The 17,183-nt window shown below is 49.2% G+C and carries 14 protein-coding genes; 4 read left to right on the top strand and 10 right to left on the bottom strand.

The window, feature by feature from the left end:
- Window positions 1-31: 31 nt before the first annotated feature.
- A complete protein-coding gene (locus FTT89_RS13420; RefSeq protein WP_104470221.1) occupies window positions 32-703 on the top strand; it encodes a response regulator transcription factor in 672 nt (223 codons plus the stop codon).
- Between the two features lie 2 nt (window positions 704-705).
- Entirely contained in the window at window positions 706-2,097 is a 1,392-nt protein-coding gene (locus FTT89_RS13415) for an ATP-binding protein (RefSeq protein WP_180108619.1), read from the top strand.
- Between the two features lie 23 nt (window positions 2,098-2,120).
- Here the strand turns inward: FTT89_RS13415 and FTT89_RS13410 are convergent, their stop codons facing one another.
- The 4 genes from FTT89_RS13410 to betI all read right to left on the bottom strand — a co-directional run bounded on the left by FTT89_RS13410 (window position 2,121) and on the right by betI (window position 6,815).
- Window positions 2,121-2,894, bottom strand: a complete 774-nt coding sequence (locus FTT89_RS13410; protein WP_152342388.1) for a hypothetical protein — start codon at window positions 2,892-2,894, stop codon at window positions 2,121-2,123.
- A 159-nt stretch (window positions 2,895-3,053) separates the two neighbouring features.
- Entirely contained in the window at window positions 3,054-4,721 is a 1,668-nt protein-coding gene (betA, locus tag FTT89_RS13405) for a choline dehydrogenase (RefSeq protein ID WP_180134243.1), read from the bottom strand.
- A gap of 16 nt (window positions 4,722-4,737) precedes the next feature.
- Window positions 4,738-6,213, bottom strand: a complete 1,476-nt coding sequence (gene betB, locus FTT89_RS13400) for a betaine-aldehyde dehydrogenase (RefSeq protein WP_180134244.1) — start codon at window positions 6,211-6,213, stop codon at window positions 4,738-4,740.
- 17 nt (window positions 6,214-6,230) lie between these two features.
- Complete coding sequence (gene betI, locus FTT89_RS13395; protein WP_034597681.1) at window positions 6,231-6,815, bottom strand: transcriptional regulator BetI; 585 nt, start codon at window positions 6,813-6,815, stop codon at window positions 6,231-6,233.
- 230 nt (window positions 6,816-7,045) lie between these two features.
- Between betI and FTT89_RS13390 the strand changes: the two genes are divergently transcribed.
- Both FTT89_RS13390 and FTT89_RS13385 read left to right on the top strand, forming a co-directional pair.
- A complete protein-coding gene (locus tag FTT89_RS13390) occupies window positions 7,046-9,082 on the top strand; it encodes a choline transporter (RefSeq protein WP_180134245.1) in 2,037 nt (678 codons plus the stop codon).
- 12 nt (window positions 9,083-9,094) lie between these two features.
- A complete protein-coding gene (locus tag FTT89_RS13385; RefSeq protein WP_045795652.1) occupies window positions 9,095-9,703 on the top strand; it encodes a MarC family protein in 609 nt (202 codons plus the stop codon).
- An 82-nt stretch (window positions 9,704-9,785) separates the two neighbouring features.
- Here FTT89_RS13385 and FTT89_RS13380 read toward each other — a convergent pair whose 3' ends face one another.
- The 6 genes from FTT89_RS13380 to FTT89_RS13355 all read right to left on the bottom strand — a co-directional run bounded on the left by FTT89_RS13380 (window position 9,786) and on the right by FTT89_RS13355 (window position 17,026).
- Complete coding sequence (locus FTT89_RS13380; RefSeq protein WP_168526016.1) at window positions 9,786-10,847, bottom strand: enoyl-CoA hydratase/isomerase family protein; 1,062 nt, start codon at window positions 10,845-10,847, stop codon at window positions 9,786-9,788.
- Window positions 10,848-10,868: 21 nt separating this feature from the next.
- Window positions 10,869-11,642 carry an enoyl-CoA hydratase gene (locus FTT89_RS13375; RefSeq protein WP_168389937.1) on the bottom strand — a complete coding sequence of 258 codons (774 nt, stop codon included), beginning with the start codon at window positions 11,640-11,642 and terminating at the stop codon, window positions 10,869-10,871.
- Window positions 11,643-11,661: 19 nt separating this feature from the next.
- On the bottom strand, window positions 11,662-12,789 hold the full coding sequence (locus tag FTT89_RS13370) for an acyl-CoA dehydrogenase family protein (RefSeq protein ID WP_104470213.1): 1,128 nt from the start codon (window positions 12,787-12,789) through the stop codon (window positions 11,662-11,664).
- Between the two features lie 69 nt (window positions 12,790-12,858).
- Window positions 12,859-14,511: an AMP-binding protein gene (locus FTT89_RS13365; RefSeq protein WP_180134246.1), complete on the bottom strand. Its 1,653-nt coding sequence runs from the start codon at window positions 14,509-14,511 to the stop codon at window positions 12,859-12,861.
- Between the two features lie 83 nt (window positions 14,512-14,594).
- On the bottom strand, window positions 14,595-15,485 hold the full coding sequence (gene mmsB, locus FTT89_RS13360) for a 3-hydroxyisobutyrate dehydrogenase (RefSeq protein WP_104470211.1): 891 nt from the start codon (window positions 15,483-15,485) through the stop codon (window positions 14,595-14,597).
- 11 nt (window positions 15,486-15,496) lie between these two features.
- On the bottom strand, window positions 15,497-17,026 hold the full coding sequence (locus FTT89_RS13355) for a CoA-acylating methylmalonate-semialdehyde dehydrogenase (protein WP_104471332.1): 1,530 nt from the start codon (window positions 17,024-17,026) through the stop codon (window positions 15,497-15,499).
- Window positions 17,027-17,183: the final 157 nt, after the last annotated feature.

The following is a 17,183-nucleotide window of genomic DNA, read 5'->3' as shown; positions in this document are numbered from 1 at the left end:
TATAAAATAGGATTTCAGGTGGAGAGTAACTATGTTTGTGGTTCTGGTCGAAGATGATCCTTATATTGCCCAAAGTATCTGTTCAGCGCTGGACTATTTAAATATTTCAGTCGAGCATGTGGCCACTGCACGCGCTGCTGATTATTTTATCCGGCAAAGTGCGGTCGACCTGTGCCTGCTGGATTTGGGCCTGCCTGATCAGGACGGTCTGGAACTACTGCAGCAGTGGCGCCAGGATGAAATTCATCTGCCGGTACTGGTTTTAACCGCCCGACACCAAACCCGGCAATGTGTAGAAGCCTTAAATCTGGGGGCCGATGACTACCTGACCAAACCCTTTGAACTGGATGAGCTGATTGCCCGTATACATGCGCTGGCACGGCGTAATCGTGGTTTTTCTTCCAACCTGTTGCAACTGGGTGATTTGCTGTTAAACCGCGATACCCAGGAAGTGACGTTCCAGCAGCAGCCGGTGACTCTGTCACGGCGTGAATACAGCCTGCTGGAAACCCTGATGAGCCATCCCAACCAGATTTTAAAAAATGAACAGCTGCTCGATAAACTGTATGGCTATCAGGACAGTATCGAGAGTAATGCGCTGAATGTGCATATTTATCATTTACGTCAGAAACTAGAGCCGCAGCTGATTCAGACCATTCGTGGTGTGGGTTATATGTTTAAAGTGCCGGAAACCGAGAGCTGAACATGCAGAACTACAGTTTAAAATGGCGGCTGGTTAGCATGTTTATGGTGGTGTTTCTTAGCCTGTGGAGTCTGGTGTTTTGCTGGCTGTATTATGATTTGCAGCAGCGGCTGCAAGATACGCTGGATCAGCGCCTGTTTGCTTCTGCACAAATGGTGGCGCGGCTGATTCAGCATTTGCCGCTCCAGGAAATTAATCCCGATTCCTTAAAACAGGTGGCCGAACAGTATCATGCGCAAAACCTGATTGCCTGTGAGGTGTCGGTGTTTAGCTCGGATATTACCTTGGGGCCGTATGTGGTGGCTCGCACCCGCGGTGCGCCGGCGCAGCTAACCGGACAGCAACCGGGCTTTAGTACCTGGCAGGAAAATGGTGTGGAATGGCGCAGTTATGTGCTGCGTAAAGGTGATATTCAGGTGGTGGCCGCAGAACGGCTGGTGCTTAGAGCCTCTTTATTGCAACAGATTCTGCAATCGGTGCTGATTCCGCTGGTGTTATCGCTACTGATCTGTATGGCGCTGGTGATTCATATTCTGCGTAAAGAATTCCGCCCTTTAGATGATATGGCCCAGCAACTGGCAGATAAACAGCATTCGCTGTCAGATGCGGCGCATTATCTGCAACATCTAGATGCGCGTAAAATTCCCAAAGAAGTCCAGCCTTTTGTCGATAATTCCAATCAGCTGATTCAGAACCTGCACCATAGTCTGGAAAATGAAAAACTGTTTACCGCCTATGCCGCGCATGAACTGCGTAGTCCTTTAACTGCAATTAAAACCCATGTACAACTCAGCCGGATGATGGTCGAGCAAAATCCGGCGCAGGCCAGCAAGCTGATTGAAAACCTGAAACAGGCCGAAAACAGTATCTGGCGCTATCAGCAGTTGCTGGAACAATTGTTATTACTGAGCCAGACCGATCATGACGCTGCGCAAGCTGCCCCAGATTCAGATACCACCGAAGTCGCGCCGGTTTTAAGACAAGTGATAGAGGAATTAAGTCCGGTTTATCCGCATTTAAATAGCGTATTGCAGGTCGATTGGGAAAGTCTGCAGACCCTGCAACTACCACCGCTGAGCTTGCAGACGATTCTGAAAAATCTGCTGGAAAATGCCCTGCTACATGCCCAAGGCTTAAGCCGAATTGCAATTACCATGCATAATCAGCAACTGCTGGTACAAGATGATGGTCAGGGGCTGACTGGCGCTGAACTGACCCAGATGACCCGGCGCTTCTGGCGTAAATCTGCCCAGCAACAGGGTCATGGTTTAGGGCTGGCTTTGGTGAAAGCGCTGCTCCAACATCATCACTACCAGATGGATTTAAGCCTGAACCTTCCTCAGGGTTTAAGCATTCGCATTCGGCCGGAGCAGCCCTCGTCTACGCTCAATTAAAGGGTTGATGCTTGGGGACTAGATTAGAAGCTATATCTTAAGCCCCAAACCGCCTGATTTTTCTGTTTGATTTTACTGCGGTCATAGCCACCCAGAATGAAGTCGGAAAAGACATTCACATTCGGCGCAACTGCATAATCCAGTCCGACCGAGGCAAAACGAAAAGCGGTATCGGTCTGGGTATCTAAAAATTCCTGACCTTCATATTTGCCGGAGTCATTAAAATAGGAACCGGCAACGGCCAGATTTCCAGTTAATTTGTCGCTGAGCTGATGGGCATAGTTCAGGCTGACATAGGTATCGCCCTGATTCATATACACCACATCATATAAATAGGTCGACACGCCGAAGGTTAGTGTAGCTTGCTCATTCAGGTTTTTGCTGACACGCAGGCCCAGTTCATTGGAGGTGGTACTGTCCCCACCCGGATAATAATAGGTCGCATTCCACAGATCCCAAGTGAGGCCTTTAAAATCTGACACATGCCCGACAATAAAATCATGTTCCATTTTATCGGTGCTGTATTGCCGGCCTTGCTGTAAATCGCGGTATGAATAACCCAGTGTACTGCCCCAATAAGCAGCGTAAAAATTTCCATAGCCCAGGGTTAAAGAGGCCTGCAAAGCCAGGTCTTCATTTTCTGGTGCATTGGTCAGACCGCGCGACACATATTTGGATACTGCGGTCAGCTGACCAGACACATCAATAGAGGAAGAGGATGCATCATTGGCCCAGCTGGACATGCTGATACATGACAGACATCCGGCGGCGACCACCGTTCTTGTAAATGGAATCATTGTTTTAAAATTTAACCTGATTGAATGTAAAAAATCCCAGCCAACCATCCGACCGTGAGCTGTGCGGATGGTTGGGTATGTGGTTTTAACTAAGAAAAAAAGGATGTGTATAAAAATGCACATCAAAATGATCTAAGAGATCAAAGCGTTCTGTTGCGGCTAGATTGACCGGACTGGCGTATTGGCCCGGTAAAATGGCGCCGTAGATTTGGCCAGCGCCGGTTTGGCGCGAATATGATCGGCCAGTTTTTCGGCCATCATAATGGTGGTGGCATTCAGGTTGCCGGTAATAATCAGCGGCATGATGGAAGCATCAATCACTCGCAGGTTTTGCAGCCCATGTACCCGCCCGTAGCCATCGACCACCGCCATATTATCTTCACCCATTTTGCAGCTGCAAGATGGATGGAACGCAGTTTCAGCGTGGTTACGGATAAATTCGTCCAGCTCGGCATCGCTTTGTACCTGTTTGCCCGGGCTGATTTCTTCGCCGCGATAGGCATCTAAAGCCGGTTGATGCATGATGTCCCGGGTAATGCGGATGGCATCACGAAACTCGCGCCAGTCCTGTTCGGTACTCATATAATTGAACAGGATACTTGGATGCTGAAACGGATCTTTGGAGCGCAGTTTGACCCGCCCACGAGATGGAGAGCGCATAGAACCAACATGCGCCTGAAAACCATGCTGCTGAATGGCATTACTGCCATTGTAGTTAATGGCGACCGGTAAAAAGTGATACTGGATATTCGGCCAGGCAAACTCATCGGAGGTGCGGATAAAGCCACCGGCTTCAAACTGGTTACTGGCACCCACACCCTGACCTAAAAACAGCCATTCTGCGCCAATTTTTGGCTGGTTATACCATTTTAAGGCGGGATATAAGCTGACCGGTTTTTTGCACTGATACTGTAAATACATTTCCAGATGATCTTGCAGGTTTTCGCCCACGCCCGGTAAATCATGAACCACCGGAATCTCCAGGCTTTTTAGATGCTGGGCATTACCGACACCGGAACGCTGCAGAATTTGCGGGGAAGCAATGGCACCCCCACAGAGCAACACTTCTTTTTCAGCAAAGACTTGGAGTGGCTGCGCGGTACTTTGTCCCTGAAAATATTCGACGCCTATAGCCTGCTTGCCATTAAATAGAATTTTATTGGTCATGGCATGGGTGCGAATGGTTAAATTCGGGCGCTGTCTGGCCATATCCAGATAACCACGCGCTGTGCTGGAACGGCGTCCCTGTGGGGTTACGGTACGGTCCATCGGGCCAAATCCTTCCTGCTGATAGCCATTTAAATCATCGGTACGTGGATAGCCGGCCTGCACCGCAGCATCGACCATGGCATGAAACAGCTCGTTATTTCCGGCTTTCGGGGTGGCGACCTGTACCGGACCACTGTCGCCATGATAGTCATTGCCGCCAATATCACGGGTTTCGGCCTTTTTATAATAAGGCAGGCAGTCGGCATAGCTCCAATGTTCCAGTCCTTTCAAACTGGCCCATTGTTCCAGATCCATCGCATTGCCGCGGATATAACACATGCCGTTAATCAGGGAGGACCCGCCCAAGCCTTTACCGCGACCACATTCCATGCGGCGATTATTCATATACGGTTCCGGATCGGTCAGATAGGCCCAGTTATAACGCCGGCCCTGTAAGGGATAAGCCAGCGCGGCAGGCATCTGGGTACGAAAATCCAGCCGGTAGTCCGGCCCACCTGCTTCCAGGAGCAACACCGTCGTTTCTGGATCTTCGGTTAATCGAGCCGCCAGCACATTCCCGGCAGAACCTGCGCCAATAATAATATAGTCATAGTTCATGCAGCATAATCCTCCCTTAAGCTGAAAATACAGACTGGAAAGGACTTAGCTCTACCTGAACCGATTTGGTCTGGGTATAGTGCTGTAAGGTCACCAGACCATTTTCACGGCCAACACCGGACTGTTTATAGCCACCAACCGGCATTTCTGCCGGAGATTCGCCCCAGGTATTCAGCCAGCAAATCCCTGCTTCAATCTGATGAATAATGCGATGGGCCCGGCTTAAATCTGGACTGACCACACCGGCAGCCAGACCATAGGTGGTGGCATTGGCTCTGCGGATCACTTCATCTTCGCTGTCATAGCTTAAGATGCTCATAACCGGGCCAAAAATTTCTTCCTGAACAATGCGCATTTCATCATGACAGTCGGTAAATACCGTGGGTTCAACAAAAGCCCCGTGCGCAAATTCAGCTGCCGCTGCGCGCTGTCCACCTGTTAACAGACGGGCGCCATGTTGCTTGCCCAGCTCAATGTAATGCAATACTTTTTCCATATGGGCAAAGCTGGACAGTGGTCCGAAATTGGTGTTCGGGTCTAAAGGCTGCCCCATCCGCACATAAGGAATGCGCTGCAGAATCTTTTCTTCAAAAGCAGTTTTTAAAGCAGCAGGAATAAACACCCGGGTTCCATTGGTACACACCTGTCCAGAGCTGTAGAAATTGGCCATCATGGCGATATCGGCAGCCAGATCCAGATTGGCATCTTCACAGATAATTAACGGTGATTTTCCACCAAGTTCCATGGTGATTTCTTTTAAGCTGGACGCCGCTGCCTGTGCCATTACTTTTTTACCGGTACTCACACCGCCGGTAAAGGATACTTTGGCAATCTCTGGATGCTCAGTTAAGTAACTACCCACATCGCCACCACCGGTCACCACATTAAAGACGCCGTCTGGTACTCCGGCTTCACTATAAATTTCGGCCAGTTTTAACGCGGTAAGTGGGGTAATTTCACTGGCTTTAAACACCATGGCATTGCCTGCGGCCAAGGCCGGTGCAGATTTCCATAACGCAATCTGGATTGGATAATTCCAGGCGCCAATACCGGCCACCACACCCAGCGGTTCACGGCGGGTATAAATAAAAGAACTTTCTCTTAATGGAATTTGCTGGCCTTCGAGCGCTGGTAAAATGCTGGCATAATATTCCAGCACATCTGCCCCGGTCACAATATCGACGCTCCGGGTTTCACTTAAAGGCTTGCCACTGTCCAGGCTTTCAATTTCTGCCAGCTCATCATTGCGTGCCCGTAAAATGGCTACGGCCTGATTTAAAATGCGTGAACGCTGCATGGTGGTCATGGCTGCCCAGACTTTTTGTCCCTGTTTGGCAGACTGTACTGCCCGATCAACATCGGCCTGGTTACATGCCTGAATGGTGGCCAACACCTCAGCATTGGCCGGATTAATACTTTGGAATGTTTCAGAGGATGAAGCATCGACAAACTGACCGTGAATATAAGGTCGTTGTGTATTGAATTGCATCAATCGGTTCTCCTCGTAATTTAGTGAATATTGAGTTGCTGACGGATATAGTCGGCACAAATCTGAATAGGTAAATCTGCATCCAGTTCAGTGGTCATTAAGGAACCGCGTAACCAGAAACCGTCAATCAGTGCGGCCAGACCCTGCGCGGCGCGTTCAGCCTGCTCGCGGTCCAGCTGTTTGGCAAACTCATGCTTGATATTGGAATGCAGGCGATAATGGTTGACCTGCTGCAAACGGTGCAAGTCAGGTTGATGCATACTGTTGGCCCAGAATGCCAGCCAGGTTTTCATGGCGGCTTTATCGGTCTGTTCGGCCGAGAAATTGGCACGCACAATCGCAATCAGGCGCTGCTCCGGGGTGTTTTCTGCGGCGTTTAAACTGGCAGAAATGGCATCGCCCAGCTGTTGCAGCAAATAACGCATGGTCGCTTCAATCAGGCCATGCTTGCCCTGAAAATAATGACTGATGATGCCTGTAGACACACCTGCCCGCTGGGCAATCTGGCTGATAGATGCTTCAGCAAAACCCAGTTCATTAATGGCAGATAAGGTGGCATCAATTAGCTGTTGACGACGAATCGGTTGCATACCAACTTTAGGCATAAGATCGACCTGACTAATAAAAATCATGCACAAGGCAAAGTAACATATAAAAAACGTTATTTTAATTGAACGTTCAATTAAAATAAATTATAGTCCCGTCTGCTTCCTGATGTACAGCTCAGTTTGTTTTTCATTTGCAAATGTTTGTAATGAGAGCCATGCCTATAGTCTGGTTAAGCCAAAACACACTGCGCTGTAGATCCGAATTAAAAAAATATGGTCACAGATTTATGCAAAAGAAAACTGAACAGACGACCGATAGTCTGAACAAAGTTGTCTTTTTTCTTTCGGCAACACTCATCCTGCTGTTTTCGCTGGTTACGATTTTATTTAATGACCAGGCGAATCAGCTCATTACCCATATCTTGAACTGGGTCAGCCGGACCTTTAGCTGGTATTACCTGCTGGCGGCCACCTTATATCTGGTCTTTGTACTGTTTATTGCCCTGTCGCGTTATGGCGATATCAAATTAGGTCCCAAACATTCCAAGCCGGAATTTAGCCTGCTGAGCTGGTCGGCAATGCTGTTCTCGGCCGGAATCGGGATTGACCTGATGTTCTTCTCGGTGGCCGAACCGCTGTCTCACTATATGAATCCGCCTGTCGGCGAAGGCCAGACTTTTGAGGCTGCGCGCCAGTCAATGGTCTGGACCCTGTTCCACTATGGATTAACTGGCTGGAGCATGTATGCCTTGGTTGGCGTGGCTTTGGGTTATTTTAGTTATCGTTATAACCTGCCGCTAACCATCCGCTCGGCGCTTTATCCGATTTTTGGCAAGCGTGTTAATGGCTGGATTGGACATAGTGTTGATACCGCGGCCGTTTTGGGCACCATTTTTGGTATTGCCACCACCTGCGGGATTGGTGTGGTTCAGCTCAACTACGGCCTGCATGTACTGTTTGATGTGCCAGAAAACCTGCTGATCCAGTCGGCGCTGATTGCCGTTGCAGTCATTATTACTGCAATTTCAGTGGCTTCTGGGGTAAATAAAGGCCTCCGGATTCTGTCTGAAGTCAATATTTATGTGTCAATTGGTCTGTTGCTGTTTATTCTGGTGATGGGCAATACCGAGTTTTTACTGGCAGCGTTAATCCAGAACTTTGGCGACTATATTAGCCAGTTCCCGCAACTGTCCTTAACCAGTTTTCCGTTTCAGCAACCGAAAGAATGGATGAACAGCTGGACCCTGTTTTTCTGGGCCTGGTGGATTGCCTGGTCGCCATTTGTCGGCCTGTTCCTGGCGCGAATTTCCCGTGGCCGAACCATCCGTGAATTTGTGGCCGGTACCTTAATTATTCCCCTGCTGTTTACCCTGACCTGGCTGTCAATTTTTGGAAATAGCGCCCTGCACAGCGTAATTTTTGATGGCAATACCCAGCTGGCCACCACCGTATTGGCCAATCCGGCACATGGTTTCTATGACCTGCTTGCTCAATATCCGTGGTTCCCATTTCTGGCCGGCGTCGCTACCATTACCGGTTTGCTGTTTTATGTGACTTCTGCCGATTCAGGCGCACTGGTACTGGGGAATTTCACCACCAAATTTAGCAATATTGAACATGATTCGCCGCGCTGGTTAAGTGTCTTCTGGGCACTGGCGATTGGTTTACTGACTTTGGCCATGCTGATGGCCAATGGCGTGACTGCACTGCAAAACACCACCATTATTATGGGGCTGCCTTTTAGCTTTGTGATTTTCTTTGTGATGGCGGGTCTGTACAAGTCATTAAGACTGGAAGATTTCCGTCAGGCCAGTACCAGCATGAATGCGGCACCCGTGGTCGGCAATGTCGACATCTTTAACTGGAAAAAACGCCTCAGCCGGGTAATGCTGCATGCCAATTTATCGCAAACCCAGCAAATGCTGGAAGAGGTCTGTAAACCGGCAATGCAGGCGGTGGCCACAGAATTCATCAACAAAGGCATTCAGGTCGATCTGGCGGAAAAAGCCCTGGATGATGAACCGGAACTGTCACATCTGGATTTAACCATTCAGCTGGATGAAGAAGAAAACTTTGTTTACCAGATCTGGCCAATCCGTTATGACACGCCCAACTTCAGTTCGCGTGGCAAACGCACCAAAAAATACTATTACCGTCTGGAAACCTATCTGTTTGAAGGCTCGCAAGGCAATGATCTGGTGGGTTACAGCAAAGAACAGGTCATTAACGACATTCTGGATAAATACGAGCGCCATCTGATGTTCTTGCACATCAACCGGATTAGTCCAGGCAAGCGCCCGCTCTTTCCAGACCCGGATCAATAAGGAATCTGTAGGATGTCTGAATCGCTTCACGCCTTTGCACTGTTTTTCTCATTATTAAACCCGTTTTTAATGAGTATTTATATGCTCGGCATTATCCGTAATTCCGAGGCCCGAGTGTTTAATCGCGCCCTGATTCAGGGCAGTTTAATCAGCTTTGTGGTGTTTATTATTTTCGCCAAAACCGGTGAAGCCTTTTTTCATGATGTCCTGCATGTCCGTTTTGAATCTTTCCAGATTTTTGGCGGGATTATTTTTCTGGTGATTGGTTATCGCTATGTGTTTGAAGGCGCCGATACCATTGGGGTGATGCGCGGTGCGCCACATCATTTGGCCGGCACCATTGCCATGCCGTTTATGATTGGCCCGGGAACCATCAGCGCCGCGGTCATTACCGGAATTCAGCTAAACCTGTGGCAACTGGTGCTGGTGATTTTTGTGACACTGTTTCTGACCTGTAGCCTGCTTATTTTAATGAAATATGCACATGATCATTTGCAGCATAAACATTCCAATTATATTGATTTGTATGTCGATATTGTCGGGCGTCTGGCTGCCTTGCTGATTGGGACCATTGCCATTGATATGATTGTGACCGGTGTCAGCGGAATTATGCAGAGCTAAACGTCCATTTTAGATGCTCTAAACCAAAACCCTCTTTCAATTTGAAAGAGGGTTTTTTATTGATATTTGAATGTTTAGCTGTTTAAGAAATCTGCTCCAGCGGCTGCGTATTCCAGACCGGCCACAAAGTTTCCAGCACTTTTTCAAAAGCAGTATTGTCAGTTTGCCATTGCGGATTTTTATCTTTATCGACAATTAAAGCGCGTACACCTTCAATAAAATCACCTTGCTGCATCCAGACATCCTGTAAATTGCGTTCCAGCTGCATTGACTTTTCCAGCGACAAGTTTTGCCCGACCTGTTGCAGCTTTAAGCTGACCTGTTTGGCCATTACTGGACGCTGCTGCAAAATAGCCAGCATTTTCTGCGCCCATTCCTGATCTGGACCGGTACCTGCCTGAGCCAGACTGTGTTCAATATCATCCAGCGTTGCATAAGAGAAATGGGCATTGATCTGCTCGATACGCTTTTGCAATTCACTTTCTGCCGGATGGGTAATAAAGCTGCTGATGATTTTGCGGATTTCAATCGGGTTGAGTAGCGGCGCTGCAATTAACGCTGCTTCTAATTCAGCAAAGCGCGCACTCGGCACATGATAGTCAATTAAATCTAAATACAAGGCATCGCTGCTGCTGATCTGCTCACCGGTCAGCGCCATATATACACCAACATCATCCAGCCGTGACAGGAAATGGGTGGCACCGACATCGGGGAAAAAGCCAATTGCAGTTTCCGGCATGGCAAAGCGGGATTTTTCACTGCTGATCTTGATATGACAGGCTTGCGCCAGACCAAAACCGCCGCCCAGCACATAGCCATCCAGCATCACCATAACGGTTTTTGGAAAATTGCGGATGTTGCTTAACATGCGATATTCAGTGGCAAAAAAATCCTGATATTGGGTATTGCCGGCCTGATAGCTGTCATACAGATAACGGATATCACCGCCCGCGCAAAAGGCTTTCGGACTGTTAGAATTGATCAGGATGGCCTGTACCGCAGCATCCTCACGCCATTGCTCCAGTTGTGCCTGAATACCCTGAATCATCGGCAAGGTTAAGGCATTTAAGTGGCTGGTCCGGTCCAGGCTAATCATGCCTAGACCACCCTGCACACAAATGGCTAAATTATTGTCCGTACTCATTTATTTTTCCTATTATGATTTTTATTGATGGCTAAATTGGGCCGGGCGTTTTTCGACAAAGGCCTGCATACCTTCTTTCTGGTCCTGACCGGCAAAAATGGAATGGAAAATACGTCGCTCAAAACGCAAGCCTTCGGCCAGACTGACTTCAAAAGCACGGTTGATGGATTCTTTAATCATCATCACTGCTGGCAGGGATTTTTCGGCAATTTTTTCTGCGGCTTGCAGAGTTTGCTCTAACAATTCCTCTTTGGCAAACACCCGTGCCACCAGTCCACTTTGTTCAGCTTCCTGCGCGCCCATCTGGCGGGCCGTCAGACACATTTCCATGGCTTTGGCCTTACCAATTGCCAGGGTTAAACGCTGGGTACCGCCAATGCCCGGCAATACACCCAAAGTCACTTCAGGCAGGCCAAATTTGGCATTATCAGCACAGTAAATAAAGTCACACATGAGCGCCAGTTCGCAGCCACCGCCCAAGGCATAGCCACTGACTGCGGCAATTAACGGTTTACGGCGCTGGGCGATGCGGTCGGCCAGACTGAAAAAATCATCCAGATAAATTTGTGGAAATGTGAGATCTGCCATTTCTTTAATATCGGCGCCGGCAGCAAAGGCTTTTTCTGAACCGGTAATCACGATACAGCCAATATCCGGGTCTTTTTCCAGCCGGTCCAGCGCCTGATTGACTTCGGCAATCAGCTGATGGTTCAGGGCATTTAAGGCTTTCGGGCGGTTTAAGGTTATCAGTCCAACCCCGTTACGCTGTTCAAGTAAAATTGTTTCCCATTGCATGATCAATCTCCCTGTTCAATTATAAACTACGTGCAATCACCAGACGCTGAATGTCGCTGGTGCCTTCATAAATCTGGCAAATACGCGCATCCCGATAAATACGCTCGATTGGAAAATCTTTTAAATAGCCATAGCCGCCAAAAATCTGTAAGGCTTTGGAACAAACCCGTTCTGCCATTTCTGAGGCAAACAGTTTGGCCATGGAGGCTTCAGTTAAACAGCTTTCACCAGCTTCTTTTTTACGGGCCGCGAAATGCACCAGCTGCCGTGCTGCTTCAATTTCGGTGGCCATGCTGGCCAGCCGGAAAGAAATGGCCTGCTGTTCAAAAATCGGTTTGCCAAAGGCCACACGCTCATGCGCATAGCGGCTGGCTTCTTCTAAAGCGGCGCGCGCCAGACCTACCGCCTGTGCGGCAATCCCGATGCGGCCGCCTTCCAGATTGGCCAGGGCAATTTTTAGGCCTTCACCTTCGGCGCCCAGCCTTAAACTTTCATGAATGCGTACATCGGTTAAGGCAATCTGACAGGTATCAGAAGCATGTAAGCCCAGTTTATTTTCCACCCGGATGACCTCATAACCGGGCGTATCACGTGGCACTAAAAAGGCACTCATACCTTTTTTGCCCGCATTTGGATCAGTTACGGCAAACACAATAATCATGCCGGCATTGTTGCCCGAGGTAATAAACTGTTTGGCACCATTAATAATATAATGATCGCCATCTTTAACTGCGCGGGTTTTAATAGCAGCAGCATCCGAGCCGGTATGTGGTTCGGTTAAGGCAAAAGCGCCAATCATTTGACCTTGAGCCAGTGGCTTTAAATATTGCTGCTTTTGCTGCTCGGTGCCGAATTTGAGAATGGGCACACAGCCAACTGAGTTATGCACGCTCATAATGGCCGATGTCGCACCATCGGCTGCGGCAACTTCTTCTAGGGCTAGCACATAGGCCAGCGTTCCCGTGCCTGAACCGCCCCATTCTTCCGGAATCAGCATTCCCATAAAGCCCAGTTCACCCATTTGGGCCAAAGCCTCTTTCGGGAAAATGCCTTTTTCATCCCATTCACCAGCATTCGGTTTAATCTGCTCCTGGGCAAAACTTTTGGCCATGTCCTGAATCAGCTGTTGTTCTTCCGTAAATTGCATACCTGCTTCCCTTAATCTTCTTATTGAGATGTCTTTCTTGATCTGTTGGCGTTTTCGTTTTTTAGCGTTTTATGCAGTTTTGGCCTGCTGTAATTTGCTGATTTCCTGATTACGCAGTAAAAAGCGCTGAATTTTGCCACTTGGGGTTTTCGGCAGTTCAGTCACAAATTCAATCAGGCGTGGATAGGCATGTGCAGACAGACGTTTTTTGACAAACTGTCCCAGTTCTTCTTCAAGTTGTTGCGTGGCTTGTACCTGCTGGGCCAGCACCACAAAGGCTTTAATTACTTCGGTACGCTCCGGATCCGGTACACCAATCACGGCGGCTTCAATCACCGCATCATGTTCCAGCAAGGCGCTTTCCACATCAAATGGGCCAACCCGATAGCCTGACGTTGTAATGACATCATCACTACGTCCGACAAAGCTCATGCTGCCATCGGCGTGAATTTCGGCGGTATCGCCAGTTAAGTAATAATCTCCAACAAATGGTGATTTACGGCTTTCTTCATAACCGCCAAACCACATCATTGGTGATTGACGGATATCAATCGCCAGAATGCCCGCAGTATCTGCTGCTAAGGCCTGACCCTGCTCATCAACCACGGCAATGGTATAGCCCGGGCTGGCAAAGCCGGCTGAACCTGAACGCACCGGATGCTCCAAGGCATGATGATTACACACCACCATCCCCACTTCGGTCTGGCCATAATGGTCGTAAATGGGCACATCCAGTACCTGTTCAAACCAGCGGATTACTTCTGGATTTAATGGTTCGCCGGCACTGCTGACCACGCGTAATTTGCCACGTAGCTGTGCCATCTGTGCCTGATCGGCAGCCATCATCATCCGGTACGCCGTCGGGGCACCGGCCAGATTGGTGATGCCATATTGCTGAACAATTTCGCAGACACTTTCGGCATTAAAACCACCTTCATAAAACAGGGTCGAATGCCCCAGTAGCAATGGCCCGGTAATGGCATAGTACAGACCATACGCCCAGCCCGGATCTGCAATATTCCAGAACGCATCTTCCGGTTGCAGGCCAATAGCATTTTGCATATAGCCGCCAAATGCAATCAGGGCTTTTAGTGGCACTTTCAGCGGTTTGGCCGGCCCGGTAGTGCCCGAAGTAAACATCAATAAAAATGGATCATCTATTGTCAGCATTTCCAGTTCACAGTGCTCGGCCTGACCCTTCAATACGCTCCAGAAATTGAAATCTTGCGGATAGGTATCGGCCTGGCGCTCTGCATGTACGGTCACAATGTCTGGACAGTTCGCAATATCCACCAATTTATCGCGATTGGCCAAATCGGTGACCACCAGCTTGCTTTGAGCCAGCTGAATACGGTGTTCAATGGCTTTGGGACCAAAGGCGGTAAACAGCGGCTGATACACTGCCCCAATCCGCCAGGTGGCCAAAATGGTAATGATCAGTTCCGGAGTGCGTGGCAATAAGCCAGAAACACGGTCGCCTTTTTGCACACCCTGCGCTTTTAAAAAGTTGGCAAACTGGCTGGCATATTTTTTTAGCTCGGCAAAGCTGTACTGCTCTTTGCGGCCATCTTTACCATGCCAGTACAAGGCAATCGCATCTGAACCGGCGTGGCGGTCGCAGCATTCAAAACAGGCATTAAGTGCCTGCATGGTGCCAGACAGATACTGGCGTGCAACCGTATTGAGATCAAATTCCTGAACCGTTTTTTGATAATTTAACATGTGTACCTCAGCCTGAATTTATCGTTATTACTGACAAGGTGTATGGATGTAGCCTGTCCCTGCTCCATCATGTTGCTATTTTTTTACGCTGTTGGCGTGGTGTAATGATGCATGATGCTGGAGAAATCCAGATGTGCATGACCCTCCTGACACAGTTGCTGATACAGCTGTTGCACCAGACTGCCCAGAACAATCGGATGCTCCGCCTGATGTGCAGCATCGACCGCCAGACCTAAATCTTTCAGCATCAGTTGTGCGGCAAAACCATCGGTATAGCCACGCGATGCCGGCGCATTGGCACAGATATCTGGCCACGGATTATAAACTTCAGAACTCCAGCAACGCCCAGACGAGCTGTTAATGACTCCGGCCAGCGCTTGCGGATCAATCCCGAGTTTTACTCCCAGTGCCATGCCTTCGGCGACCGCCGTCATGGAAATACCCAGAATCAGGTTATTACAGATTTTTGCCACCTGCCCGGTGCCAATAGCACCACAATGCACCAGATTTTTCCCCATCGCACTCAGTACCGGCTTCACTGCTTCAAATGTGGCGGCATCGCCCCCAACCATAAAGGTCAAGGTGCCTTCTTTGGCGCCTAAGGTTCCACCAGACACCGGTGCATCACAGACCTGAATCTGTCGAGCCTGTGCAGCTGCCGCCACGTCCTGAATGGTTTTCGGGTCAATGGTGCTGCTGTCGATACATAAACTGCCAGCCGGTAGCACGTTCAGAATACCCTGTTCACCCAGGTACACCGTGCGTACATGCTGGGCCGCAGGCAGCATGGTCACCACCACATTGGCCTGTTGGGCTGCATCTTGCGGACTCTGGCAAACCACGCCACCGGCCTGGGCAAAATGCGCTAAAGCGGTCTCGCTCAAGTCATAGCCAAACACCTGATGGCCGGCTTTGAGTAAGTTCTGTGCCATGGAGCCGCCCATGTTGCCTAAACCAATAAATGCAATTTTCATGGTCATTCTCCTTAACGCAGACTGATGGTGGTATTCACACCGGCGCTTTCCTGATCATCTTCAAACCAGCGGCTGGTGATGGTTTTGGTCTGGGTATAGAACTGCACGGCCTGTTTGCCATACGGGCCTAAATCACCGAGTTTGGAGCCACGGGAACCGGTAAAACTGAAAAATGGTACCGGCACCGGAATTGGAATATTAATACCGACCTGACCAATATCAATCTGGTTCTGGAAAGTACGCGCGGTACTGCCGCTTTGGGTAAATAAGCCCACGCCATTACCAAACGGATTGGCATTAATCAGCTGAATAGCCTGTTCCAGCGTATCGACATGAATGATGGCCAAGACCGGACCAAAGATTTCTTCTTTGTAAATGCGCATCTCGGTCGTGACCTGGTTAAAAATGGTCGGACCGACAAAATTGCCTTGCTCATAGCCGGCAACCTGCACATCACGGCCATCTAGCAGCAGTTCTGCACCCTGCTCGACACCACTGTTAATCAGGTCAATCACACGGGCTTTGGCACGGGTTGAGATGACCGGTCCGACATCGGTATTCGGTTCATGGCCAGCATTGACCTTTAAGGTTTTGGCTTTATTGACCAGCTCATCAACCCAGTGCTTGCTTTCACCGACCATTACCGCCACAGACAGGGCCATACAGCGCTGACCGGCGGCGCCAAAGGCTGCACCAACCAAGGCATTTAAGGTCTGTTCTTTATTGGCATCCGGCATCACCACCACATGGTTTTTGGCGCCCATCATCGACTGTACCCGTTTGCCATGCTGACCTGCCAGGTTATACACATGGGTGCCGACCGCGGTTGAACCGACAAAGGAAATGGCTTTGATGTCAGAATGTGTACACAGCAGATCGACCACTTCTTTACCACCATGCACCACATTCAGTACCCCGGCAGGAACACCAGCCTGCATCGCCAGTTCGACCAGCATCATGGTTGATAGCGGATCCTGCTCCGACGGCTTTAAGACAAAAGTATTGCCGCAGACAATGGCCATTGGGAACATCCACAATGGAATCATCGCCGGGAAATTAAACGGGGTAATTCCGGCACAGACACCTAAGGGTTGCTGCATGGTATAGGTATCTACCCCGCGCGCCACGCCTTCAATATACTCACCCATTTGCAGCGAACCGACCGAGCAGGCATGTTCCACCACTTCCAGGCCACGCTGAATATCACCTTCGGCATCTGCTAATGTTTTGCCCTGTTCAGCGGTCAGGACTTGTGCAATACTTTTTAAGTTTTGACGGATCAGCTCCTGCAGTTTCAGCATAATCCGCATACGGGCCTGAATAGGTGTTTCACGCCAGCTGGCAAAAGCCTGTTGGGCTGCGGCAATGGCGGCATTGACTTCTTCTGCAGTGGCAAACGGCACCTGACCCAGAACCTCCTGGGTAGCAGGATTGACAATATCTTGCCAATGACTGGTTCTGGAGTCGATAAATTCACCATTAATCAGCAGTTTTGCCGTGGTGATGCCGGTATTCGAATGGGGATGATGAATCGCGTTCATGGTCGCTCCGTGCTGGTTTGTTATTGTCGTTTTATCTGCCTTTACTGGCTGTTTTTAACGTATTATTTTTTACGCTGTTTCAGCAGACTAACAAAGAACACTTTTGGCACCAATAGAGATTGGCGCACGACGGTTGTGCAAATTTGCACAGAGATTT

Source organism: Acinetobacter sp. YH01025 (assembly GCF_013420185.1).
GTDB lineage: Bacteria > Pseudomonadota > Gammaproteobacteria > Pseudomonadales > Moraxellaceae > Acinetobacter > Acinetobacter indicus.
This window is presented reverse-complemented; position numbering and strand designations above follow the sequence as displayed.